Source organism: Pseudarcicella hirudinis (assembly GCF_900115665.1).
GTDB lineage: Bacteria > Bacteroidota > Bacteroidia > Cytophagales > Spirosomataceae > Pseudarcicella > Pseudarcicella hirudinis.
The window spans coordinates 68,067-93,756 of the sequence record NZ_FOXH01000012.1; the positions used below are offsets into that span (position 1 = coordinate 68,067).

Consider the following 25,690-nt stretch of genomic DNA (forward strand, 5'->3'; position numbering starts at 1 on the left):
ATATCACATCAATCATCCCATATAAAAAATCATACATTAGTTTTTTACACCCTTGCAACCATTCCACTGTATTCAAACGTCTTTATCATTGAATGCAGAACCTAATGGCTCGTATCATGTTCAATCAATTGTTTTTGTTTTGTATTTTTTTAATACAAGTCATTCGTGGCAATTTCTTGTCATTGTTAATGGCTTTACGATAATTTAACTTTTTATTGATCGGGTTTGTATTTGATGCTATAGAAAATTCCCCTTAACTTTGGGTTATTTTTATACCTTATAGATTAAAATCTACCCTAAAATCTAATTTTTTGTAATGGCTCAATCCTTACCTACTCAACCTTTACTTTTATCAGGTAATTTGCAAAAGACCAAGTATCTTTATCTGCCTGATAGTCAGTCAATGATTAAGGTTTCTTCCAAAGAAATTATACATTTGGAAGGCATTCGCAACTACACAATTGTATATCTGAGGGACGGTAAACAACTTCTCTCTGCCCGGACGCTTAAAACGTATGAAAAAGAGCTGGCCGATCTGGATTTTGTCCGTGTACATAAATCCCATTTGATTAATCTTAATTATCTTTTGAGTTATGACCGTGAAAATGCTACCTTTCTGAAACTGAAAGATCAGAAACAGGTCCTGATTTCAAGACGTAAGCGTAAATCTTTTCAGGAGAGGCTTAATAACTTTGAATGGTCTAACAATTAGCATGTATTAATGGAGCTATATCTTCTTATCAGAATTCCTTTTTTGTGGGTTGACGGTATGGCTCTTTTTCCATTTATTCTGATAAAAGACCGCAAGCCAACCCTTCAGCTCATTACCCATGAGCGGATTCATCTCAGACAGCAAATCGAGTTGCTCATTATTCCTTTCTACCTTTGGTATATTTCGGAATATCTTTTTAATCTGATCAAATACCGAAATCACTATAAATCTTACAGAAATATCAGCTTTGAAAAAGAGGCATTCTCAAATGAATGGAATTCAAAGTATTTGAAAAAAAGAAAGTTCTGGGGATTTCTGAAATATTATTAGACTACCAGAGATTCTGAGGACAAAGCAGTTTCTGTTTATTATGAAGCATCAGACCTATTACAATTTCATGAGAACCTTTTGAACGGTCATTGAGCCCGGAAAGGGTATAATCATAAGAATAACTGAGGTTCAGATTCGAATTAATGTTCACACCAACAAGCCCCACAACCGCATCATTTCTTCGATAGGACGCTCCAAACCAAAATCTATTGTTATACATTGCCTTGATGTTCACATCATAAGACAATGGTGCCTGACGTACTCTTTTAAGCAAGACCGAAGGCACAACTGACCAAAATTCCCCAAGTTCCTGCCTGAAACCTGTTGTAACATAATATTGAGTATAAGTAGATCCTAGCCAGACATAAGGATTTGGTGTATTGCTGTCAGAAACAGAATAATTAAAATTCTCAAAAATCATATTGTTCCCTGAAAGCCCGAGAAAGAAATTGCGGGAATATAACCACGCTCCAAGATTCAATTGTGGTTGAATTGCCCTGAGTTTTCCATTGTATATAGCAGGATCCGGATTATCTTTCACAGTTAAATTATCAAAACTAAAAGTATATTGAGATATACCTACCAAAGCTCCCAAAGACAATTTAACTGCGGCAGTTAAAGGAATATGATACGCATAGGTAAGCCCTAAACTATTCATGGTACTCTGACCGATTTTATCAGAAATAAACTGAAAACCCACACCATGATGCCCGGGTACACGGGGAGAACCTTTAAAAACAGGTGAAGGATCAGAAGTTCTTCGGATAGTCTTGCTGATATAAGGCCTCGGTCCGGAACTGGTACGGTCAGGCTTTCCCATTGCCCAGTGTCCCGATAAATAATAAGTAACAGGAGCTCCCGGAAAATCAGTCCATTGATTACGATAAGAAGTTTTAAGGTCTGTATAATCTTCTATTCCGGAGATGGCGGGGTTCAGTATATAATTGTTCATCATATACTGACTATATTGGGGCTTTTGCTGAGCCAAAGTATTCAGACTAAGAAAAAGAAAGGCCGGGAGTACAAGTTTTTGCATAAATACTTTAAGAATTGTTTCAAATAGCGCAGAAATATTAATGTCTGAAAAAAAATCTTTTAAATATAAGGGGATTTCACCAGTTTTAATGAATTTTCAAAATCAAAAGAACAATCTTTACCATCAAAACGTTAGAATACTGAATTAACATTATTAATACGCTCGGATTAAATATTCGCTACTATAAAAATGCAGGTAAATACACTCCCTCTCAGAGAGATACACCAATTCTCTCCTCTTTTTCTAGATTATATCACTAAACAGGAAAAACTTAAATCCTTCTATTGTCAATTCCCGGATATTGAAGGTTTTGGTGAACAATTAAAACTTAAGACATTTGACCCTTCAAAAAGAGAAATTCTTGTTCAGGTACTTGAAGATCAATATAAAAATATTACAAACAAACCCAATATTCAGATTTTATCGGACGAAAATACTTTTACGGTTACCACAGGACATCAACTCAACATCTTCACCGGTCCTTTGTATATTATCTACAAGCTGATTACCACAATCAATCTCGCCAATTCCCTGAAAAAAGCCTATCCTGAATACAATTTTGTTCCGGTTTACTGGATGGCTACAGAAGACCATGATTTTGCGGAAATAGATCATTTTTCTTTGTTCGGCAAAACACATCAATGGCAAACAGAACAAAAGGGTGCCGTTGGTCGTATGAATCCCAATGAAATCAAAACCATTCTGGAGGAAATCTCTGAGAAAATACCTCTTTTCGAAGAAGCATATAACAGACATGATACATTGGCGGATGCGGTAAGATTCTATTTCAATGAATTATTCGGAGCACAGCATCTGGTTATTATTGATGCTGATAACAGAGCACTGAAGAAAGTATTTTCTCCAATTATCAAGGAAGATATTCTTTCTCAAACGACTTTGCCTGTTGTTCAGGAAACTTCCGAAAAATTAGAACAGCTTGGTTACAAAACTCAGGTAACACCAAGAGAAATTAATTTCTTCTATTTAAAAGACGGACTTCGGGAAAGAATTGTCAAAGAAAACGGACAATACAAAGTGTTGAATTCTGACATTCATTTTTCAGAAGAGGAGATTTTGAAAATGATAGAAAACGAGCCGGAGCATTTCAGTCCGAATGTAATATTAAGACCCGTTTATCAGGAAACTATTTTACCCAATCTGGCTTATATAGGAGGCCCTTCTGAAGTTCCGTACTGGCTGCAATTTAAAGATGCTTTCGATCATTTCAAATTGGCATTCCCGATTTTAGTTCCCAGAAACTTTGCCTTGATTATTAACAAATCTTTGTCAAAAAGGATGGAAAAACTAGGTCTTTCAACATCAGAACTATTCCTTGATGAAATAACGCTGCGCAAGAATTTTGTAGAACATAACTCTAAAAATCAACTGAGTCTTTCTGCCGAAACTGAATCTTTTTCAGAAATTTTCCAGGAAATCCTGAAAAAAGCAGTAAGAATTGATAAAACGCTGGAAGGAGCCGTAAACGGGGAGAAACAAAAGCTGATTAACGGTCTGGAAAACCTCGAAAAACGCCTGAAAAAAGCGGAAGAAAGAAATCAGGAAACAGAGGTTACCCAATTGGTAGGACTAAAACAAAAGTTGTTTCCAAACGGAGGATTACAGGAGCGTTCAGAGAATTTCCTGAATTTCTATCTCAATAATCCTGACTTTCTGCTTCAGCTCGGAGCAGTTTTTGATGCTTTGAATTTTGAGTTTTACGTACTTACCGAAGAGTAATAATCTAAAAAAGCGAGGGACATGACGGTCCCTCGCGCTGTATAGTGATATGTTAGTGTTTAAATTTTACTGGGTAATTTCCCGTATTTCTTCTTAAATGCTGAGGAAAAATTGCTCAGATTTGCAAAGCCTACATAATTTCCTGCCTCAGAAACGGTCATTTTTCCACTTACAATCAGGTCTTTGGCAACCTCCAATCTGCAATCGTTATAATGCTCGTGGACGTTCTTGCCGAAAACCTGCTTAAATATTTTCTTGAATTTTGATTCACTCATACCTGCTCCGATCGACAATCCTTTAATCGTCATAATCTTACTGAAATCATGATGCATAGAATGTTCTATTCTGACTAGATGCTGCAGATCACTGGCATTTACTTTATCTACTTTCGGCAGAATATTTCTTTCTGAAAGCTGCGAGAAAATCTGGGCCAGAAACTCATAAATTCTGCCTCTAAGCATCAGCCGTCCGGACGAAACAGTTGTATGCGTATTCAGAATTTTTTCAAACAAATCAACCATTTGAAGGCTCGGCTGGTAATTGACATTGATAGGATTGCTGTCAATAAGAAGTTTTAAAAGTGAGTCTTTGGGGTTACTATTGTCGATAAGTCCATTATTGAGCAGCCAATGTTTATTCATCAGAATCGTCAAAATCACGGCACTATCACCCTGTTCAAAGGTTTTGGAATGAGAAACAGCTCCTTTCCACAATAGCATATTGATATTCTTACTACCTCTGTTTTCTACAAAAAACTGAAATTCTTCTTTATCCTGAGGAGGGGGATGGAAAGGAGAATGTTTTTGTGTGTTAGCAAGCGTGGTAAAAGTTATTGTAAAAAAATCCTCCTGATCTAAAAAAGATTTACTGTTGAATACCAGTTTCTGATTTGCTTTAAATTGCCAGATTCTGACAAAAAAATCCTTTTCAAACTCAAAACAACTTACAAAACCCTCAGCGAGGTGAACCGGAAAGTCCAGTTTACTTTGTTGAGGTCTTGTGCTTAACTGATCAGCTAAAAACCCAAGCCATTCCTCGGCGGTATTCGAACGGCCATAAAATTCAAAATTCATATTAAATCGATCGTAATCTACCTTCTAATTTCATGAAATTACACAAACCCTCCGCAATATTCGACCATGATAAACAAAAAAGTACGAATTGGCGGATTCGTACTTTGAAGCCTCTTTACAATGGCGGTCGTAAAGCAGAAGCTAAAGTTTTAGAAATTAACAGTAAGTGCTTATTAACTTCAATCAAATTTAACAATTAAAAAATAGCCATCATTAACCGATTTGGACACATTTTTGCCCGTTATAGCTTCATTTTACCGGACAATTTATGTACTCACCATAAATACTTAACATGGATCAACTTTTATAAAACCCCGTTTAAATTATTCTCCGGGAAAAAAAGAGCGAATCCTGTGATTTTGCTTCTTACTTTTCCTATAATTTATATTGAAAAACCCTCAGTACAATTTTCATTTTTACTCTCGTTTCTGAGGTTATGAAATTCAAGGATAATCTGATGTTTCTATTCCTTTTATAAAGATTGGATTTCCGATATTGTCAGTTTTTATTCAAAATTATTTCCTTAAAAAGAATCAATTAGGCATGATAATCGTTACTATTGCAAAAAATCCAATTGATTGGGCTGGGTGAAAACAAATGAAGAGTTATTCTTTTAAAGGAACCTCTTCCATATTCGTAATAAATATGCTTCCACAAGCTTTTCTGCAACATCTTAGCTATAAGCACTCAAAAACTGAGACATTCCCTTCCACGTCAGAAGTTCAGCGTCTTTTTACAGAACTGGTATTGACTCTTTTTCCGGAGCAGACGCAAAAACATTTAAGTTGTACAGAGGAATTACAGGAAGTTTTTGACAAAATTGAATTCTCTCTGGCTAAAATGCTTGCTGGCATGCAAAACCATCTGGAGGAAAATGCAGCAGCCATTTCATCGAAGTTTTTAGAAAAAATTCCGGAGATATACAGGTTACTTAACACAGATATTCAAGCCATACTAAACGGTGATCCTGCAGCACAGAGTGAATATGAAATTGTAAGAGCTTATCCTGGCTTTTATGCCATTGCTTTTTACAGACTTGCTCATGGCCTGCATGAGTTGAACGTTCCGTTGATTCCCAGAATTTTAACTGAATATGCGCATTCCAAAACAGGAATAGATATTCACCCCGGAGCTGAAATAGATGAGTATTTTTTTATCGATCATGGCACAGGCATTGTTATCGGAGAAACGACTCATATCGGGAAACACGTAAAGTTATACCAGGGTGTAACATTGGGGGCCTTATCGGTTAGTAAGGAAATGGCTTCTATGAAAAGACATCCGACTATAGAAGACCATGTGGTGATCTATGCCGGTGCCACTATTTTAGGAGGAGAAACTATTGTTGGCCATAATAGTATCGTTGGAGGTAACGTATGGCTGACAAGGAGTTTAAAACCTTATACGAAAATTTATCATCAGGAAAGCACCAGAGTCATACAGGATTAGAAATTATTATACTTTGCTGAGAAATCGAAAAAAGAGAAAGGATATTGAGAAAGTTTCCCGGCAAATGAAATTTGTTAATTGTTTATTGTAAATATGGCAACTCTTTTAGACTTAGTAGGCAATACGCCGCTTGTTGAATTAAACAAAATCAATCCAAATCCAAACGTAAAAATTTACGCCAAATTAGAAGGAAACAATCCGGGAGGTTCTGTAAAAGACCGTGCAGCTTATAGCATGATTAAGGGGGCATTGGAGCGTGGAGAAATCAAACCCGGCATGAAACTGATAGAAGCAACTTCCGGAAATACTGGGATTGCATTGGCGATGATTGCGAGACTATATGACCTTGATATTGAACTTGTAATGCCAGAAAATTCTACAAAAGAAAGAGTTTTAACAATGGAGGCATTTGGCGCAAAAGTTACCTTAACTCCTTCTGAAGTCGGCATTGAAGGCTCCAGAGACTATGCTGAATCTAAAGTTGCAGAAGGTGGTTATTTTATGTTGGATCAGTTTGCTAATCCTGATAATTATCTGGCACACTATAAAAGCACCGGTCCGGAAATATGGAGAGATACAGAGGGCAAAATCACTCATTTTGTCAGCTCAATGGGAACCACCGGAACAATTATGGGGACTTCCTTATATTTAAAAGAACAAAATGAGCAGATTCAGATAGTAGGATGCCAACCTACTGAGGGTTCAAAAATACCAGGTATCCGCAGATGGCCGACAGAATACCTTCCGAAGATTTATAACCCTTCAAGAGTGGATAAAATTATGGATATTTCTGAAGAAGAAGCAAGGTTAATGGCCAACAATCTTGCGAAAATTGAAGGAGTTTTTGCCGGAATGAGCAGTGGAGGAGCAGTTTCTGCCGCAGTCAGATTGGCGAAAGAAATTGAATCAGGAATAATTGTTTGTATTATATGCGACAGAGGGGATCGTTACCTTTCCAGTGATTTATTCGGATAAAATATTGATTTTTGTGGAAGAAAGAGTTTCTGATTTTGAAAAGGCAGAAACTCTTTTTTTTTTATAATATCTACTGCATTACTCCGAGAATCTTAAATGTCTTTTTATCTCCCAAAATAACCTTCTGATATCCCTCAATGAAATACGATTTTATATGTCCGTTTTCACAATTCATCTGAAGTTTTTTCTCTGAAGAATACAAGTTGTTATCTGTCTGAATTATAGCCTCAATCTGAACCGGAATATCTTCATCATTGAGTTGGATAACCAGTTTTTTGACAGGTATCTTCTCACCGATTTTGAGGGAATACCATTTTAACCCATTCTCGGAAAGGTTATCATAACTCTGGCTATAAGCTGATTTATTAATGTCAGCCTGGAGAAAAAGCTCCAGTTCTTTTGCCCAGTCGATATCCTTAATCGTTTTCACCTCCTTTTTATCTCCGACAATTACAGTTTTGAGTACTGCCGGTTTAGTTTTGTCCAGTAATTTAATCTGGGCATCTATAAAACCTTTCAAATCGAAGTATATTTTGGCTTTATTCCCCGTATCAGACTGGCATGCTCCCAGATAAAAAATACAAGCCAGAAGAATAAGTTTTGATTTCATAATACAAACCTAACACAAAAGACCTGTAAGGTGTTCAATTCCTCACAGGCCTTTCTTAAAAATCCTTTGATTTTTAACCTACAAAAGACTGAATCCTGTCATTTCCTTAGGCTGATTTATTCCCATTAATGCTAAAATGGTAGGAGCAATATCCCCCAGTTTTCCATCTTTGATAGGATTCTGATAATCATTATCCACTAAGATACATGGAACCAGATTAGTAGTATGAGCAGTATTCGGTGTGCCATCTTCATTAATCATATAATCCGCATTACCGTGGTCAGCAATGATGATAAAAGTATAGCCATGTTTCAAACCTGTTTCTACTAATGCTCCGGCACATTGATCAACCGTTTCTGCCGCTTTTACTACTGCTGAAAATACACCGGTATGACCAACCATATCCGTATTAGCGAAATTCAGACAAACAAAGTCAACCTCCTCTTTCTCTAATTCCGGAATCAATGCATCTCTGAGGGCTTCAGCAGACATTTCCGGCTGTAAATCATAGGTTGCCACTTTGGGTGAATTACGCAAGATATTCACCTGACCTTCAAATGGTTCTTCACGACCACCCGAAAAGAAGAAGGTAACATGCGGATATTTCTCTGTTTCTGCAATTCTGATCTGTTTTTTACCAGCTTCTGAAACAACTTCCCCCAACGTTTTTGCCAGATTATCCTTGTCGAAAATAACATGAACTCCTACAAATTTATCATCATAGTTTGTCATGGTCAGATAGTACAAATCTAATTTGTGCATATCCTGCTCATGGTAATCCTGCTGAGTTAATGCCTGAGTAATTTCACGTCCGCGGTCAGTACGGAAATTGAAACATAATACTACATCACCATCTTTAATTTTTGCAATAGGTTCATTATTACCATCAACTGCAATAATCGGTTTGATAAATTCGTCCGTAACATTCTCTTCGTAAGATGCTTTCACTGAAGCAAGCACATCTGTAGAAGGTGTTCCGACAGCATTAACCATTGCATCGTAAGCCAGTTTTACACGTTCCCAGCGATTATCTCTGTCCATCGCATAATAACGTCCGGTAATTGAAGCAATTTTTCCGGTAGTTTTAGACAAATGCTCCTGCAAGTCTGTCAGATAACCTAAACCACCTTTAGGATCTGTATCACGACCATCTGTAAAAGCATGTACAAAAACATCTGAAAGTCCTGCCTCAGAAGCAATAGTACATAGACCTTTCAAATGATTAATATGCGAGTGAACCCCTCCGTCTGAAACCAGTCCGATAAAGTGAACCGCTTTATTATTTGTTTTTGCATAAGCAATCGCTTCCGCTAAAACAGGTTCATCCTTCAGCGTATTTTCTTCAACGGCAAGGTTTACTTTTACAAGATCCTGATAAACAATTCGTCCTGCACCCAGGTTCATGTGCCCTACTTCAGAATTACCCATTTGTCCGGCAGGTAAACCAACTGCTAATCCAGATGCTTCAAGTTTAGAATGCGGATATTTTGGGTATAATGAGTCGATAAAGGGGGTTTTGGCAGCATCAATCGCTGAAACCTCTGGTTTGGTAGCAATGCCCCAACCATCTAAAATCATGAGTACTACTTTCTTATTCACGTATTGATTAGTTATTTTCTTTCAAAAATAAACAAATCTTAGCATTATTTACTAAAGAAAAAGTTCAAGAAATATTCAATTTTAAAACTTAACAAAGGGTATGCAACCTTTTTACCGCTGTCGTTCGTCTATTTCAAAGGAAGCTGTAACCTGCTTCTTTCCTGATAGCTTAGAAAATCCTTTCAGGACATATTTTTAACTCTGATTATCACACCCATTTTGAAACAGCAAAAACTGCTTAATTATATGAAAATTGTTACCAGGTTGATTCTGTTATGTATAATTCTTCCGGTTTTCAGGGTTTTTCCGCAAAAAACAGCCAGACTTACCTGGGAAAAAGATTTACTGAAGCAGTCAGCAGTGAATTGGTATAACTTGTCTCCCGCTAAACTTGAAGTATCTCCTTCCGGCAATTCTTTAGTAAGTTTCTCATTCGAAGCCTATGATAGTACGACTCCAGGAGGGACGAATAGTAAAACACTGATAATGGCTGTTGATAATAATGGGAATACTTTGTGGCAAAGCTCAAATCTTTACAAAAACTCAAAGAATCAGATATTTTCCAATACTTCTAATCCCAATTACATGCTGCTGACATGTAATAGCACTAAAACAGGTCTCATTGAAAAAGATAGTATCTTCTTTTTCGACAGAAATTATCAATTATTGAAAGGTTTTGACGTTCATAGTCCCAATACTTATTTATCAGGTGTAGAAGATGGTGTTATTTACAGTGATCCGACGAATACGCTTATAAAGTATGACGTTACCGGAAAAGAACAATGGCGATTCAAAAATGACAGCTTTGTTTTACTCATTAGTTCTAAAGCACCATACATCGGCATGCTGCAAAATACGGAGGAAAAACACCAGTATATTTTCCTTGATAAAAACGGGCAAAGAACTGCTGCCACATTTCAAAAAGAGTCTTTTAATGCAGTATTTCCAACTTCCGATGGAGGATTCTGGCTGGAAACCAGTAATACAGCTCTGAAATATTGCAAGTTTGACGCAATCGGAAATCAGACTGCAACATTAAGTATTTCTGATCTGCCTGCATTTGCAGCGGATGGGAAAAAGACCGTTTGTGTACTGCCAGATAATTCCTTTGTAATAATGTATACTAGAAAGGATCGTCAGTTAGGATTAGCAAAAGTGGAACCTAATGGAAACATAAAAAGTCTTATTCCTGGGATATCAATTCCGCAAAATATGGTGAATACATGGCCCTGGCTTCTCAGGCCGCTCAAAGATAATTCTGTTCAGTACATTCTTGATTTGCCGGTTTTAGCAATAGAAGCCAATACTCAGTACTTCATTGGTCATTCCAACTTTGACAACTCAAATGTAAGCTGGCAAAAAGAAATCGGAGGTGGTGCATCCAACGGAATAAGCGGCCGACGTATCGTTTTCGGAGAAAATGATACTTTTTTTCAGATTTATCCGAGACCCGACAATCCTCCTTTAAAATATTTTAAGATTTACGACAATTCCGGCCAGCTTAAATGGGAAAGTACTAAAGTTGTTAACAGTCCTCTGCAAAATGCCCAGAAATGGACTCTTACCAACCATACACTTTATGCCAGCATGATATCGGATCAACAGGCTGCTTTTACGAAAACAGATTATGTTACAGAAAAGGAGTTATTTTCTATCTCTCTTGATGTAAATGACTATATCAAAGACATTCAAAAAGATACAATCTCCGGAAAAGAATATATCTCCTACCTTTCAGTATCTTCTACAGACAATACACTCGTAGAGCAAAAAATTCGTCTTGTTGACAACAATGGCGTAAATCTGTGGGAATATAAACTCCCTGGAGCAATGACATATCTTTATGCTTTATCAGGCATTTCACCTTATCTTCAGACGAGAACAGCAGAAAACGATAACTTTCTGGCACTAAGTATTGACGTAAACCGCCAGACCTACACACTCCGGAAACTCAGTCCTCCCTGCATTTCTGAATTAACGGCTCTGGCCTACTCAATGGGAAATACAAATCCCTGCCCTTCTGAAAAGGTAAAACTGGTTATTGATAAAAAAGAAGGTTTTACTTATCAGTGGTTAAAAGATAACGTAAACCTTAGTCATGAGGGGAAAGATGCCGTCCAGGATGTGTCAGAATCCGGTATTTACAAGGTAGTAGTAACAAATCCGGTTTGTCAGCAAAGTGCCGTCTCAAATGAAATTCCTATAGTTTATAAAGCTGCTCCTTCGGCATTACTTACAGTTGACACACCGAAGAAAGACTATATTTCTGTCTTCAGATTGATTGCTACTACAGAAGGTAATTCAAGCTATCGATGGAGAAAGGATGGCATTGATATCTTCAATGCCACACAATCGACTTATGATGCTACGCTTTCGGGAACATACGCGGTATTAGTCACCAAAGAAGGCTGTTCCAGCCTTTCAAACAGTGTATTGATAAATATCCTTACCCCGCTTGCTACTGAAAAAGAAGAAGGTGCTGAAACCAGAATTTTACCTAATCCCAACAATGGCTTATTTAAGATTGAAGTACCTTCTAATCTGAAAAATGCTGAACTACAGTTATTTGATAGCCTGGGCAGGGAAAAGCATTTCAAATTATCAGGAGAATATCTTGAGATTGACAATCCGCAAAACGGGATCTTTTATCTGAAAATTTACCAAAACAATAAACTAAGTACTCAGAAAATCGTAGTTCTTAATTAATATCCCGGTTTACTGAAACAGGTTGCAGGAATGGTATCCTGCAACCTGTTTTTTTTATTCCTTTTATCTGATCAACCAACTCAATTGCATGCAACCATTTAGCCTGGATGCTTCGTCTTTCTCTGTGTGTTTCCCTTTTCTCCGAAAACCATTTCCTTCACTTTTACGGGTTCGGTATCTGAAAGTATAATCCTTAAAATATAAAATTTCTAAAAGCATGAAAACAATATCTAAACTTCTTCTTTTCTACATAATACTTACCGGGTATAATATCTCCGCTCAAAAATCTGCTTCTATGGTATGGGAAAAAAAATTCTCACGTCCTTCGGAAGAAAAAAATATAGCGATTGATCCTTTTGTACCAAAGATTAAGTTGGAGGTATCACTTTCAGGTAATTCTCTTGTTTCAATCTCTACTTCAAAAACTGAAATTACAGCTATCGATAAAAACGGAAATACTCTTTGGAGGAGTTCAGATATTTATAAAAACATCAAACCTCACTTCATATACAACACTTCCAATCCGAATTACATGTTGTTAACCTGTAACACGCTTATCAATGGTCCTTTGCAGCAAGACAGTGTATTTTACTTTGATAAAAATTACCAGCTTCTGAAAGGTTTTGATGTTCATTCTCCCAACACCTATTTACTGGGCGTAGAAGATGGCATAATTTACAGCGACCCTTCCAATACGCTTATAAAATATGATGCTGATGGTAAAGAACAATGGAGACTTAAAAACGATAGTTTTACTCTATTGGTTACCTCAAAAGCACCATATATCGGAATGCTGCAAAATACAGAGGAAAAACATCAGTTCATTTATCTTGATAAAAACGGAAAAAAAATTGCCACCACAACCCAGAAAGAGTCTTTTAATAAAATTTTCCCTACTCCTGACGGTGGGTTCTGGTTGTTAACCTCCTACAGCTCAGAACAGGAATGCTGTAAATTTGATGCCATTGGAAATCAAACCTGTAAAATAAAAAGCTCAGCATTTGTTCCTGCCAACCTGTTCCCGGCAAACTTAGTAACCCTTCCCGATAATTCTCTGTTATTCTCTTATTTTAACAGCGGAGATCCTATAAAACTGGCAAAAATAAGCCCTGCGGGAGAGATTAATACTCAGGCTATACCATTTGATCCTCCCAAAGACCTTGCACAAATCATTAATTCCTACTTATCACTTAAACCCGTCAGTAGCAGTACTGTACAGTATTTCAGTAGTATTCCGCTCCTGGATCAGGCAGATGCTCAAACATTTATGATGGGCACAGTAGATTTTGCCAACCCTTCCGCCAGCTGGTTTAAAACGATTGAGGGTGGCTCCAATAATAATACTATCGCACTCACTCAGCTGCGTTCCGCAATGTCATTTGGAGAAAATAATACCTTTTTTATGGTTTATGCAAATGCCGGTTCCCCTATTCTAAAAACGCTGAAAGTTTTCTCAGATCATGGTGATTTGAAATGGGAAAGTTCATTTAAGATTAACAATTCCGGAGAAAATCCTCAGTTATGGACCCGGGGGAATCATTCAATATACGCTGCTGCCCTTGATGGTTACACAGTTCCCCGTTTTAAGAAAATACAATATGACAACGGGAAGGAGCTTATCGTAAAAGATCTGGATGTATTCAATTATACCAAAGATATTCTGAGTGATTCTCTGGGTAACGATTATATTATTCATCAATCTTTATCCGGAAATAACCAATTCGAAAGAAAAATAACAGCTTTCAGTAACAACAATATTTCCTGGGAATATTCCTTTGGCATTGAGGACTACAATTCGCAAACGGTAGTCAGCAAAGACTATCCCTATTATCCTTATTACCCGTATAATCTTCCCTATTATCCATACAATATCACTAAAATTGCGGAAAGCAATAACTTACTGGCATTATCAGAGAAAGGAGATTATTACTCTCTGGTTAAAATCAATCCTAATTGTTCTTCCAATTTAACCGCATTGGCTTATACCATGGGTAATACAAGCCCTTGCTCTTCGGAAAAAGTTAAACTTGTTACAGATAAAAAGGAAGGCTTTACCTATCAATGGCAAAAAGACGGTATCAACTTAAGCTATGAGGGAAAGGATGCGGTTCAGGATGTATCAGAATCAGGCACTTACAAAGTCATAGTAAGTAACTCCATTTGTCAGCAGACCGCTGTTTCCAATGAAATTATTCTAAAATTCAAACCATTGCCACAGGTATTGTTATCTGTTGATGCTAAAGTGACAACAAGTACTTCTGCCATCAGGCTCACAACTTCAGGAGACTCAGGTTTAACCTATCAATGGCAAAAAGATGGTGTAAATATCCCTGATGCCAATCTGTCAGCTTTTGACGCAAAAGTTTCCGGAAAATATACGGTAATGGTTACAAAAGATGGTTGTTCTAATATTTCTAATGCTTTAATGGTGGACATTTTGATTCCGCTTGGGGTAGAGGAAGAAGAAAAAATAGCTAAAATTGCTCCCAATCCAAACAATGGGAGCTTTAAACTGGAGATTCCATCAAACTTTAAAAATGCAGAACTTACTCTTTTTGACGGACTTGGTCGGGAGCGAAATTTTAAGGTAAACGGAGATACTCTTTCAATAACGGATCCTCAGAAAGGCATCTATTATTTGAACTTTTACCTTAACGGCAATATTCACGTTCAGAAAATTATCGTAATGGATTGACTTTTGTCAGAATTTTAAGACATCTTTAAGACCTTTGGAAATGCTTATCAATGAGCCTTTCCAAAGGTCTTTTCACCTGCTTCTATCGCTACAGGCAAATGGTTTTCTTTCGGAGGAACCGGGCAGCTAAACCCGTCACTAAAGGCACAATAAGGATTATAAAGTTTGTTAAAATCCAGAAGTAATCTGCCATTTCTGATATCAGTGGTCTGAATATCCAGGTATCTTCCTCCGCCGTACGTTTCTTTTCCTGAAGTCAGGTCTTTCAATGGAATGAAAAGATAGTTTTTATACTGCTTCATTTTCATAAGAACGGGGCTTCTGTAAACAGAAAGGCTTAGTTCTCTGCCATTCAGGGTAAATGTCAGAATTCCATACTTGATGTATTCTTTCGTCTTTCCGTCATACGTCTGTATTTTGAAAAAATCTGAACTTTTAACCGTTTTAAAGGCACATTCCACCCGGTATGATTCATTTGGTTCATAAAACCTCAAAAATGCAAGATCATCTTGCTTCAGGGGAGAGCGTCCGTCTTTCAGAAATTCAGCTTTATATTCTTCCCTGTGTTTTTCAAGACTGTCTCTATACGACTGAGCATGAAGTGTTTGTACAGAAAACAGGAAAAATGTTATTATTAAAAATCTCATATTGAATGTATTATGCCAAATGATGTTCTTTTATGATAAATTCAAGAAATGCCTCCGCACTGCGGTTCACAATTTCATATACCAATTCAAAATCCCTCTCTTCTCCATAGTAAGGGTCCGGTACTTCCACCTTATTATCACGGGCCTCAGGGTCATATTTACGATATAAGAAACAAACCTCTTCCGGTTGGTTAATCCCGATTGCCCTGTAACTAATCGACTGAATATTCTCCATATTATAATGGTCCATCCCCACAATATAATCAAAAACAGAAAAGTCTTCTCCTGTTAACTTTCTACAGCGGTGTATTAATTTTAACCCGTGTGACTCTGCATTTCTGCGGGTCCGATGATCAGGCAACTCCCCGATATGATAACCATGCGTAGCCGCAGAGTCACATTGTATCTCCCTTTGCAGATTACGGGCTTTAACATGCTGTCGGAAAGTCTCCTCGGCAATAGGTGAACGGCATATATTTCCGGTACACACAAATAATACTTTAACCATAGCAATTTAAGGGTATAAAACCCCGGTCTTAAGATATCTTATACAAAGTTCATTTTGAAACGCAAAAAAACCCGTAAAACGCAGGCTTTACAGGCTTCAATGTTTTCAGGTTTTATATTTACTTTTCCAGAGGCTGGTTATCTTCATCCACAATTACAAAAATCTCTTCCTTTGGCTTTTTCATCAGGTACTTTTCACGGGCAAATTTTTCAATTAATTTTGAATTACCCATTACCGCCTTTTGTTTTGCCTCAACATCCTTTAATTTTTTCTGATAAAACAACTTCTCCTCCTGCAAATGGCTTAATTCTCTGTACATTTTGAATTGAGTAAACAAGTCATTTACATCGAAAAAAAGCATCCAGACTATTAAAACCGCTGAAGTGATTTTATAAAAACGATATTTCCCCAGAAAAAAATCTTTCATATAGCTCACGGCAAAGATACTTTTTTACACCTGAATGTAACGTTACAGACAATAATTTTATTTTTTGGTTAAACTGCAACCCTTCATCTCGTATTCCGATAAAAAACAAAAAGCTGACAGAATGTTATTTTCTGCCAGCTTTTGTAACCTTCTGTTATAAAGGAAAATATTAGAATTTCAAACCAGGGAAATAAGCGTTAGCGCCTAATTCTTCTTCAATACGAAGTAATTGGTTATATTTCGCCATACGGTCAGAACGTGAAGCCGAACCAGTTTTGATCTGACCAGTGTTCAATGCTACAGCTAAGTCAGCAATTGTAGCATCTTCAGTTTCACCTGAACGGTGAGACATGATGTTTTTGTATGAATTGCGTTTAGCAAGGTTGATTGTATCGATGGTTTCAGTCAATGAACCGATTTGGTTTACTTTTACCAGAACAGCATTAGCAACACCCTGCTCGATACCCATCTGAAGACGTTTTACGTTTGTTACAAACAAATCATCTCCAACCAACTGAACTTTCTCGCCGATCAATTTAGTCTGCTCTTTCCAGCCAGCCCAATCATCTTCAGCCATACCATCTTCGATAGAAATAATCGGATATTTATCTGCCCATGTTTTCCAGTAAGCAGCCATTTCCAAAGAATTCAATTGTTTTCCATCAGATTTCTTGAAAGTATAAAGACCTGTTTTCTCATCATAGAACTCAGAAGCAGCAGCATCCATAGCGATGAAGATCTCTTCACCTGGTTTGTAACCTGCTTTTTCAATTGACTGCAATACAATTTCAATTGCTTCTTCGTTTGATTTGATGTTTGGTGCAAAACCACCTTCATCACCTACGTTAGTTGAATATCCTTTAGATTTCAACACACCTTTCAATGCGTGGAAAACTTCAGTACCCATACGCAAAGCGTGAGAGAAAGACTCTGCTTTAGCAGGCATTACCATGAATTCCTGGAAATCGATAGAGTTATCAGCGTGTGAACCACCATTAAGGATGTTCATCATCGGAACTGGTAAAGTGTTGGCATTAACACCACCGATGTAACGATAAAGAGACAAACCTGCTTCCTGAGCCGCAGCTTTAGCTACTGCCAAAGAAACACCTAGAATTGCGTTAGCACCTAATTTTCCTTTGTTTGGTGTTCCGTCCAATTCGATCATCAAACGGTCGATCATGTTTTGTTCAGAAACCTCTAAACCCCACAATTCCTGAGCGATTGCAGTGTTTACGTTTTCAACGGCTTTCAAAACACCTTTTCCAACATACGTTGATTTATCTTCATCGCGTAACTCTACCGCTTCGTGAATACCTGTTGAAGCACCTGAAGGTACAGCAGCACGGCCAAAAGCACCGTCTTCGGTACGAATATCAACCTCAACTGTCGGATTCCCGCGTGAATCTAAAATTTGTCTTGCATGAACATACTGGATAGCACTCATTTTGCTTAGATTGGTTTTGATTAAAAATTAAATACTTGTATGGCTTTTATGCCATTATTTACCTGAGAAAGTTTTATCATTCCGCAAAAAATGGCGTAAATTACCTGACAAAAGTCTTTCAAAGACATGAATTGACTTAAAAGCCAATAAATTTCAGTTAATAGTAATATCGCTTAACCGTACAAAATAAATCATTTTTCAGGTATTACGCTCACTATTTTTACGTTATCATTATATTAACACAAGAACGACTAAAAAAAATGCAAAAATATAGTCTCAGAATTACATTTGTAACCATATTATCTTTGGCATTTTCTCATTTTTGCCTCTCACAAGTTTTGTCACCAAACGATTTTGAGAAAAAATATTCCGAGAACCCCAATGCACAGCTAATTGATGTAAGAACTCCCGGAGAGTATGGAGGAGGTCATTTACCGAATGCTCAGAATGTAGATTACAGAAGTGCCGATTTTGCTCAGAAAATCCAATCACTTGATAAAGAAAAACCTGTTTTTGTTTATTGTTTATCAGGAGGAAGGAGCAAGGCCGCCAGCGATCTTCTTCGTCAGAACGGTTTTAAAGAGGTTATTGACTTACAAGGTGGTTACCTGAAATGGACTTCTTTAAATAAACCCGTAGAAGGATCCAAAGCCGAAAAAAGTACAGCTGAAGGAAGCTTTTCAAAAGAGCATATCGACAAACTGGTGAAAGAACATAAAATTGTTATTATGGATTTCTTTGCTACATGGTGTGGCCCCTGTCTGAAAATGATGCCTGATGTTCAAAAACTCAAAAAGGAATATGAAGGAAAAGTCCTGATTCAAACCATTGACTCCGATCAGAATAAAAAAATTGTTGAAGCTTATAAAGTAGATGAAATTCCAACCTTTCTGATTTTTAAGGATGGAAAACAGGTAATGAGGGCTGTAGGCTGGATGGACGAGAAAGGCTTGAGAAAAATGATTACGGATGTTCTCTAAGATCAAAAATATTTTTTAAGGCGGATAGAAGTGACATTCTATCCGCCTTTTCCTTTGAAACTATTTAAAATATGGTCTGAGATAATCAATGGTTTGAGGAACCTGGGTAATTGATCTGGAAGATTCATCCTCAATGAAATAATACTTTACTCCGTTTTTCTTAGCCTGCAATAAAATATCTCTCATATTTAAATCTCCGGTTCCGACAGTTACATCATTTTCAGGATCACTATTGCCATTCTGATTGCCAACTGTTCCTTTCTGGCGATCTTTAATGTGTAAGGCCTTCCAACGAGTTGGATAATTTTTCAGCCAAAGGGCAGGATTATGTCCCGGATGATAAACCCAGTAAATGTCCATTTCGTAATTGACATACAGAGGATTGGTACTTTGCAATAATTCATCCATCAGATAATGCAGCTTATAAGGTCTGAACTCATAGCCATGAGCATGATACAGAAAAGCAAGTCCGTTTTCCTTAAGCACTTTTCCGGCTTTATTGAAAACTTTGGCTGCTTTTACAATATCTTCAATACCAAATTCATTGCCTTTATGAGGAATCCAGTATGTTACCACATTTTTCGCTCCTAACACTTTGGCATTTTTAATGATTTCTTTCAGTTTTTCCTCGTTATCCAATTCGGAAAAATCTGCTCCTATGCCAATAGCTTTAATGCCAAATTCTTCAAGTAATTTCTTATAATCTGTGATAGATAACCCGTAAAATCCGGCAACTTCAACGTCTGTGATACCCATGTCTTTTACTTTCTGCATGGTACCACGAACATCCCTGGCAAATTCATTACGGAAACTGTACAATTGTACTCCTACAGGAGATTTCTGCTGGCCATATACAAGCTGACAAAGCATGAGGATGGCAACTAAAAATAGATTCTTTTTCATGTTAAATTATATATTAGAGAGGAATTAAGGCAACACAGCAATATGGCATAAAACAAAAACAGGAAACCCTAAAACAAATCAATATTGTTTATTTCAAGGACTTCCTGTCTGTATATTAATTTAAACTATTGCGACCATTCAGTAGGCTGGCGCTCCCAACGATGCTTTTTCAGTTCTTCCAATAAATCAGAAGAAAGACCTTTTCCATCAGATGAAGCGAGATTGGCCTCTACATTTCTGATTTTTCTCATTCCCGGAATTATCGTTCCGACATCGGGATTAGAAAGAATAAACCTTAATGCCATTTCAGGCATTGTCATTCCTGCCGGAATCAAAGGCCTAAGAGCATCTGCATGATCTACACTGCTATGAAGGTTTTCCGGAACGAAATACGTTGAACGCCAGTCATTTTCCGGGAATGTAGTTTCATGAGTAAACGTTCCGGTCAGAGTACCCTCATCAAAAGGAACGCGTGCTATAATGGCAATATCAAGTTCTTTACAAAGCGGAAATAAATTATCCTCCGGATTCTGATCAAAAATATTATAAATTACCTGAACTGAAGAAATCAGTCCTGTTTTCAATGAATTTAAACAATTATCAGGTTCCCAGCGATTTACACTAATTCCCCAATGCTGTACTTTCCCTTCCTGCGTAAGCTTTTCTACGGCCTTTTTCCATTCATCATTATCAGCCCAGCTATCTTCCCAGACATGAAACTGTTGCAAATCAATCGTTTCTACACCTAAATTCTTTAAACTCTTTTCAGTGTATTCAACAATATGATCTGCCGGAAAGCAATCACTCAGCGAAAACTCAGGTCTTGATGGCCATGTAAAGTTTTTAGGCGGGATTTTAGTGGCGGCATAAAGTTTTTTGCCAGCATGTCTTTTCAATAATCCTCCCAAAATCTCTTCACTTTTCCCTGATCCGTAGCCCCAGGCAGTATCAAAGAAATTTGCACCTAATTCAACAGCTTTGTCCAGAGACTTTTCTGTCTCCGATTGATCCGCTCCTGTCCAATCTGCAACACCCCACATTCCATAACCAACTTCACTAACCTGCCAATCTGTTCTACCGAATCTTCTGAATTGCATTATCAATACATTTAATGGTTAAAAATTTGGATTCTCTTCAAATTTGATAAAAATGTCATTGCCTTCTGGAAGGGTTTGCACTGATTGTTGCGCTAAAAATGTTCAAATCCGGGAGAAGTTACCGCTACAGCAGTTCCGGATTTCATAACCATCTGAACCGTTGCCGGATCAGCAGTCATATAACCGATAGTAGTAATATCAGTGATATGTTTTATTTTCTCATAATCATCCTGGCGAATTGTAAATAGTAATTCGTAATCCTCTCCTCCATTCAGAGCAGCCGTCAGCGGACTAAAATTAAGCTCTGTAGCAACCAGATAAGTCTGATCGTCAATCGGTATTTTATCTTCAAAGAGATTGGCACCTGTTCCAGACTGCCGGCAAAGGTGTAATATTTCTGAAGCCAGTCCGTCAGAAATATCAATCATAGAAGTTGGTATCACACCTGCTTCTTTTAATTCATGAATCATATCCATTCTTGCTTCCGGCTTCAATTGACGAAGTACGACATAATCCTTTTCTTCAAGCTCAGGCTTCATATCAGGATTTGCCAGATAAACCTGCTTCTCTCTCTCCAATGCCTGCAAACCCATAAAGGCAGCACCCAGGTCCCCTGTAACACAAATTATATCATTGGGTTTTGCCGTATTTCTATAAACAATTTCATCTTTTGCGGCGAGTCCCGTTACTGTTACAGAAATAACAAGTCCTGAACGTGAGGCAGAAGTATCTCCTCCGACAAGATCGACTTTATAATTCTCACAGGCAACCTGTATGCCTTCATACAATTCATCTATTGCTTCCACGGAAAAACGGTTACTCAGGCCCAGGCTTACTGTAACCTGCTTCGGAATACCATTCATTGCCGCAATGTCTGATACATTCACTGCAATTGCTTTATAACCTAAATGACGCAAAGGTGCATAACTCAGGTCAAAATGGATTCCCTCAATCAATAAATCGGTTGAAATCAGCAACTCCTGACCAGCGGTACTTAAAACCGCTGCGTCATCGCCAATCCCTTTGATTGTTTCGGCATTTTTTAGGTTTGTATTCTCCTGAATTCTGCGAATTAATCCGAATTCGCCCAAAGCGCTTAGTTCTGTTCTGTTTTCCATAGTGCAAAGATACATCAAAAGGAACAAAGGATACAAAACTCATCCTTTGGTGATTAGAATTGAAATACCATAAAAAAAGCCGTTCTTTTCAGAAACGGCTTTGTTGTTTTATGTAGTTTGATTTAAGGATTCACCAGCGACAATTCAACTGTGGTATTACTTGCCTTAATGTAAGGCCCATCAGTTCTTAAGCTTAAAGTTGTTTCTGTCGGTTTAGTAAGAATATTAAATTTCAAAGTACCTCCTGTTCCGGTAGGAGCACCGTCAGTACTGGTTAATGCACTTAATGTTAAAACAGATCCATCTGTTGAAACAGCATACGTTCCTGTAAACTTCTTGCCATCAAAATCAGTCAAACTTGCTGCTGGAGGTGCACTCAGATCCAGTTTATATTGCGCATATCCCTGCTTTTCGTTTGTCGATTTTGTTTTATCATATTTTACGCCGCCATCCCATTTAACGATGCTGGCGGTCCAGACTCTTTTAACTAAATCAGAAACGGAAGGATCTACAGATTTTGACCCGCATCCCGAAAGGATTACCGCCGCACAGAAAGCAAAAACACTCAAAAATAAATTTGATTTTTTCATGGCTAAAACTAAAATAGATATTTTTTTATGTGATAAAAATAGAGAAAATAAATTGAATTCTACAAATCTGGTTGAAATTTTGTAAAAGAACTACTATTGACTTACAAAATGTTAAAGGAATATACCAAATCTCAGTTAGCACTCCGGAACGGCCAGGATAAGGACGAAATCTGGGTTGCTTTTAAAGGAAATATTTATGATGTTGGTGCTTCAAGGCTATGGCGTAATGGCAAACATTATGAGCATTGGGCAGGTCAGGATCTTACTGATGAACTATCCGATGCACCCCATACAGAAAATGTTTTTGAACGTTTTAAAATAATCGGAATATTAATACCATAATTCTCAATCATTCTCAGCAACTTGTACTTTTTACCCGTTTCTGATATCAGCTTGTCCTATCACAAGTGACGGATAATTTATTTAAATGGTTGCACTCTTTTAAATTATTTAAGAACATGATTTTAATCGCTGAAAGCGGATCTACCAAAACAGACTGGAGATTAATTTCCTCAGACGGAACAATTTCTCAGGCAAAAACCATTGGTTTCAATCCATATTATCAGGACTCGGATGCTATTTCCAACGAACTTGCCAATACTTTATTACATGCTGTAGATGAAGAAGTTACGGATATTTTTTATTACGGAACAGGTATTACAAATGAAGAAAAGGCCAATGTATTAAAAGTTGCTTTTTCAAAAATATTCCCGCAAGCAGGAAACGTAGAAGTCAGCAATGATATGCTTGCAGCAGCAAGGGCTTTATGCGGACATCAAAGCGGTATTGCCTGTATTCTTGGAACAGGCTCTAATTCCTGTTTTTTCGATGGGCAAAAAATGGCCTTCCAGGTTCCACCACTTGGCTTCTGGCTTGGAGATGAAGGAAGCGGCGGTCATCTTGGAAAACTTCTTGTGCTGAGTTATCTGCATAAAGAACTTCCTGAAGAGCTAAGAGAGCGCTTTGAGAAACGGTTCGGAGCGAAAGACAGACTGGAAATCATGGAAAATGCTTATCAGAAACCTTTTCCAAACAGATACTTTGCTTCTTTTTCCAAATTTCTCTTTGACAACAGAAATCACCCTTTTACCTATGAGTTGATTTCAGGGGCTTTTGCGTCATTTTTTAATAAATATTTGTTGAAATACCCACAGATTCAGGCGCAAAAAGTTCACTTTACGGGGTCGGTTGCGTTCTACTATTCGGATATACTTCGTAAAGTAGCTCAGGATAATAATATATCGGTTGGTGTAATCATGGAAACGCCGATTGCAGGACTGACTTTGTTCCACCAGAACAAGGTTTAAATACCGGAAAAGTTGCCGGGTAACCTTATTATTTCAAAGCCTTTCACATTCCAAAGATTTTCAAAAAATTAATTGTATCTTTTCAAGAAAACAATACCATTTTGATGCTATTTATATAAATTAGTAGTGAAATTAGAATACAACACCGGCTTGGAATAAATATTCAGGATAGCTTTAATAGATAACCCGCGTTGCAATGAATTACGATAAAAATCTAGGTATAAAACAAAAAGCCCTCAGAATTAACCTCGACAGACGAATTTACGGGTCTTTCGCGGAGATTGGGGCGGGACAGGACGTTGCTGCCAATTTTTTCAAATCAGGCGGAGCATCCGGAACCATTGCGAAAACGATTTCTGCCTATGATATGGCATTTTCAGATGCCATTTACGGGGAAGAGGAGTCTGGTAGATATGTATGCGAGCCTCGTCTGATGAAGATGCTCACAAGGGAATATAAATTATTGAATGTCAGATTAACGGAAACTGCTTCTGAAAAATGCTTTTTTGCTTTTGCAGACACCGTATCAGCACTGAACTTTCAAAAAACAAATGACCCGCACGGCTGGATTGGTCTGAGATTTCAGTTAAGACCAAACGGTGAATTTAATGACGTGGTCATTCACGTAAAAATGCTTGACAATGACAATGTTTTGCAGCAGCAGGCACTTGGAATTATTGGTGTTAACCTCATTTACGGCTGTTATTATTATTACGAATCGCCTGAATTTCTGGTTAAATCACTCATGGATGATCTTTCGAGCGACAGGATTGAAGTTGATATGATTCGTTTTGAAGGACCTGATTTTGCAGATGTTGACAACAGACTGATGTCATTACACCTTGTAAAAAACGGCTTTACCAATGCAGCGCTTTTTGGTCCTGACGGAACAGTAATGCAGCCATCTGAAGCTTTTTACAAAAAGCATATTGTGGCCGTAAGAGGACGTTTCAGACCTGTTACGAATGTATTCCTTGATATGTTCAAAAAAGGCTTAAAACAGTTTGAAAATGAGCCTGACGTAGATGATGACAAAATCGTTGTTTTGTCTGAACTTACCCTTCGAAGTCTGCAGGACGGAGATGAACATATTGATGAAAAAGACTTTTTAGACCGGGTTGATATTCTTTGTTCTCTGGGACAGACGGTATTGATTTCGAACTTTCATGAATATTATCGTCTGGTAGCTTATTTAAGCCGATTTACCAAACTAAGAATGGCGCTGATTATGGGTATGCCCAATCTGGAATATATTTTCGAAGAAAAGCATTACACAAATCTATCCGGAGGAATTCTGGCGGCATTCTCAACTTTATTCGGACAAAAAATCAAATTGTATTTATATCCTTCTATCAACGCTGAAGGAAAAATTATCAATAGTACTGAATTTAAAACTTCTGAGCATCTGAAAAGCTTGTTCCAGTATCTTCTTGACAACAACAAACTGGAAGATATCAACGGATTTGACATCAATTTACTAAGTATTCATACAGATACTGTTTTGAAAATGATTCAGTCCGGAGAAAATGGCTGGGAGGAATTTGTTCCGGTTTCTGTGGCCAAATTGATTAAGGAAAACTGTCTTTTCGGGTATCCCTGCGAAATTAATCCGGTTTAGCAGAAGAAAGATTCAGATATTATTTATTTTGGGAAGGGAAGGGCAAATGCTGTCTTTCCCTTTTTTGTTTCTGAAAATATCACTCACCCTCCTTGTTGTAACTATGGAACCAAAGCTTGTCCGATATTT

General features: G+C 37.5%; 23 protein-coding genes. 11 read left to right on the top strand and 12 right to left on the bottom strand.

Going from position 1 to position 25,690, the window contains the following annotated elements; translation table 11 throughout:
* Nucleotides 1-316: 316 nt before the first annotated feature.
* Together BM179_RS18265 and BM179_RS18270 are read left to right on the top strand one after the other, a co-directional pair.
* Nucleotides 317-712 carry a LytR/AlgR family response regulator transcription factor gene (locus BM179_RS18265; RefSeq protein WP_092018606.1) on the top strand — a complete coding sequence of 132 codons (396 nt, stop codon included), beginning with the start codon at nucleotides 317-319 and terminating at the stop codon, nucleotides 710-712.
* A gap of 9 nt (nucleotides 713-721) precedes the next feature.
* On the top strand, nucleotides 722-1,042 hold the full coding sequence (locus BM179_RS18270) for a hypothetical protein (RefSeq protein WP_092018607.1): 321 nt from the start codon (nucleotides 722-724) through the stop codon (nucleotides 1,040-1,042).
* A 1-nt stretch (nucleotide 1,043) separates the two neighbouring features.
* Here the strand turns inward: BM179_RS18270 and BM179_RS18275 are convergent, their stop codons facing one another.
* A complete protein-coding gene (locus tag BM179_RS18275) occupies nucleotides 1,044-2,078 on the bottom strand; it encodes a PorP/SprF family type IX secretion system membrane protein (protein WP_092018608.1) in 1,035 nt (344 codons plus the stop codon).
* Between the two features lie 189 nt (nucleotides 2,079-2,267).
* On the opposite strand from BM179_RS18275, the gene bshC reads away from it, so the two are divergent.
* Nucleotides 2,268-3,815, top strand: a complete 1,548-nt coding sequence (bshC, locus tag BM179_RS18280) for a bacillithiol biosynthesis cysteine-adding enzyme BshC (RefSeq protein WP_092018609.1) — start codon at nucleotides 2,268-2,270, stop codon at nucleotides 3,813-3,815.
* A 59-nt stretch (nucleotides 3,816-3,874) separates the two neighbouring features.
* Here bshC and BM179_RS18285 read toward each other — a convergent pair whose 3' ends face one another.
* Complete coding sequence (locus BM179_RS18285) at nucleotides 3,875-4,888, bottom strand: helix-turn-helix domain-containing protein (protein ID WP_092018610.1); 1,014 nt, start codon at nucleotides 4,886-4,888, stop codon at nucleotides 3,875-3,877.
* A 597-nt stretch (nucleotides 4,889-5,485) separates the two neighbouring features.
* Here BM179_RS18285 and BM179_RS18290 point away from each other — a divergent pair.
* Nucleotides 5,486-6,337, top strand: coding sequence for a serine O-acetyltransferase (locus BM179_RS18290; protein ID WP_229632980.1), 852 nt, complete (start codon nucleotides 5,486-5,488; stop codon nucleotides 6,335-6,337).
* Between the two features lie 93 nt (nucleotides 6,338-6,430).
* Nucleotides 6,431-7,312: a cysteine synthase CysM gene (cysM, locus tag BM179_RS18295; protein ID WP_092018611.1), complete on the top strand. Its 882-nt coding sequence runs from the start codon at nucleotides 6,431-6,433 to the stop codon at nucleotides 7,310-7,312.
* 70 nt (nucleotides 7,313-7,382) lie between these two features.
* On the opposite strand, the gene BM179_RS18300 is transcribed toward cysM, so the two are convergent.
* Both BM179_RS18300 and gpmI read right to left on the bottom strand, forming a co-directional pair.
* On the bottom strand, nucleotides 7,383-7,922 hold the full coding sequence (locus BM179_RS18300; protein ID WP_092018612.1) for a hypothetical protein: 540 nt from the start codon (nucleotides 7,920-7,922) through the stop codon (nucleotides 7,383-7,385).
* Between the two features lie 78 nt (nucleotides 7,923-8,000).
* Nucleotides 8,001-9,521 (bottom strand): 2,3-bisphosphoglycerate-independent phosphoglycerate mutase, encoded by a 1,521-nt coding sequence (gene gpmI / locus BM179_RS18305; protein ID WP_092018613.1) that lies wholly within the window; start codon nucleotides 9,519-9,521, stop codon nucleotides 8,001-8,003.
* Nucleotides 9,522-9,767: 246 nt separating this feature from the next.
* Here gpmI and BM179_RS18310 point away from each other — a divergent pair, with 246 nt between their 5' ends.
* Together BM179_RS18310 and BM179_RS18315 are read left to right on the top strand one after the other, a co-directional pair.
* On the top strand, nucleotides 9,768-12,224 hold the full coding sequence (locus BM179_RS18310; protein ID WP_092018614.1) for a T9SS type A sorting domain-containing protein: 2,457 nt from the start codon (nucleotides 9,768-9,770) through the stop codon (nucleotides 12,222-12,224).
* Between the two features lie 217 nt (nucleotides 12,225-12,441).
* The gene (locus tag BM179_RS18315; protein WP_092018615.1) at nucleotides 12,442-14,919 is read left to right on the top strand and encodes a T9SS type A sorting domain-containing protein; all 2,478 of its coding nucleotides are present in this window, start codon (nucleotides 12,442-12,444) and stop codon (nucleotides 14,917-14,919) included.
* Between the two features lie 47 nt (nucleotides 14,920-14,966).
* Here BM179_RS18315 and BM179_RS18320 read toward each other — a convergent pair whose 3' ends face one another.
* From BM179_RS18320 to eno, 4 genes are all read right to left on the bottom strand, one after another.
* On the bottom strand, nucleotides 14,967-15,566 hold the full coding sequence (locus tag BM179_RS18320; RefSeq protein ID WP_092018616.1) for a DUF1684 domain-containing protein: 600 nt from the start codon (nucleotides 15,564-15,566) through the stop codon (nucleotides 14,967-14,969).
* Between the two features lie 10 nt (nucleotides 15,567-15,576).
* Complete coding sequence (locus tag BM179_RS18325) at nucleotides 15,577-16,074, bottom strand: low molecular weight protein-tyrosine-phosphatase (protein ID WP_092018617.1); 498 nt, start codon at nucleotides 16,072-16,074, stop codon at nucleotides 15,577-15,579.
* Between the two features lie 118 nt (nucleotides 16,075-16,192).
* Nucleotides 16,193-16,501, bottom strand: a complete 309-nt coding sequence (locus BM179_RS18330) for an FtsB family cell division protein (protein WP_092018618.1) — start codon at nucleotides 16,499-16,501, stop codon at nucleotides 16,193-16,195.
* Nucleotides 16,502-16,670: 169 nt separating this feature from the next.
* Entirely contained in the window at nucleotides 16,671-17,948 is a 1,278-nt protein-coding gene (eno, locus tag BM179_RS18335; RefSeq protein ID WP_092018619.1) for a phosphopyruvate hydratase, read from the bottom strand.
* Nucleotides 17,949-18,208: 260 nt separating this feature from the next.
* Here eno and BM179_RS18340 point away from each other — a divergent pair, with 260 nt between their 5' ends.
* Nucleotides 18,209-18,928, top strand: coding sequence for a thioredoxin domain-containing protein (locus BM179_RS18340; protein WP_092018620.1), 720 nt, complete (start codon nucleotides 18,209-18,211; stop codon nucleotides 18,926-18,928).
* 60 nt (nucleotides 18,929-18,988) lie between these two features.
* Here BM179_RS18340 and BM179_RS18345 read toward each other — a convergent pair whose 3' ends face one another.
* From BM179_RS18345 to BM179_RS18360, 4 genes are all read right to left on the bottom strand, one after another.
* A complete protein-coding gene (locus tag BM179_RS18345; protein WP_092018621.1) occupies nucleotides 18,989-19,831 on the bottom strand; it encodes a sugar phosphate isomerase/epimerase family protein in 843 nt (280 codons plus the stop codon).
* Between the two features lie 125 nt (nucleotides 19,832-19,956).
* Nucleotides 19,957-20,928, bottom strand: a complete 972-nt coding sequence (locus tag BM179_RS18350) for an aldo/keto reductase (protein WP_092018622.1) — start codon at nucleotides 20,926-20,928, stop codon at nucleotides 19,957-19,959.
* A gap of 92 nt (nucleotides 20,929-21,020) precedes the next feature.
* Entirely contained in the window at nucleotides 21,021-22,046 is a 1,026-nt protein-coding gene (gene thiL / locus BM179_RS18355; RefSeq protein WP_092018623.1) for a thiamine-phosphate kinase, read from the bottom strand.
* A 122-nt stretch (nucleotides 22,047-22,168) separates the two neighbouring features.
* Nucleotides 22,169-22,636 carry a hypothetical protein gene (locus BM179_RS18360; RefSeq protein WP_092018624.1) on the bottom strand — a complete coding sequence of 156 codons (468 nt, stop codon included), beginning with the start codon at nucleotides 22,634-22,636 and terminating at the stop codon, nucleotides 22,169-22,171.
* 108 nt (nucleotides 22,637-22,744) lie between these two features.
* Between BM179_RS18360 and BM179_RS18365 the strand changes: the two genes are divergently transcribed.
* From BM179_RS18365 to BM179_RS18375, 3 genes are all read left to right on the top strand, one after another.
* Complete coding sequence (locus BM179_RS18365; RefSeq protein WP_092018625.1) at nucleotides 22,745-22,978, top strand: cytochrome b5 domain-containing protein; 234 nt, start codon at nucleotides 22,745-22,747, stop codon at nucleotides 22,976-22,978.
* Nucleotides 22,979-23,094: 116 nt separating this feature from the next.
* Nucleotides 23,095-23,943 carry an N-acetylglucosamine kinase gene (locus BM179_RS18370; RefSeq protein ID WP_092018626.1) on the top strand — a complete coding sequence of 283 codons (849 nt, stop codon included), beginning with the start codon at nucleotides 23,095-23,097 and terminating at the stop codon, nucleotides 23,941-23,943.
* 196 nt (nucleotides 23,944-24,139) lie between these two features.
* Nucleotides 24,140-25,561, top strand: a complete 1,422-nt coding sequence (locus BM179_RS18375) for a nicotinate-nucleotide adenylyltransferase (RefSeq protein ID WP_092018627.1) — start codon at nucleotides 24,140-24,142, stop codon at nucleotides 25,559-25,561.
* Nucleotides 25,562-25,690 lie beyond the last annotated feature (129 nt).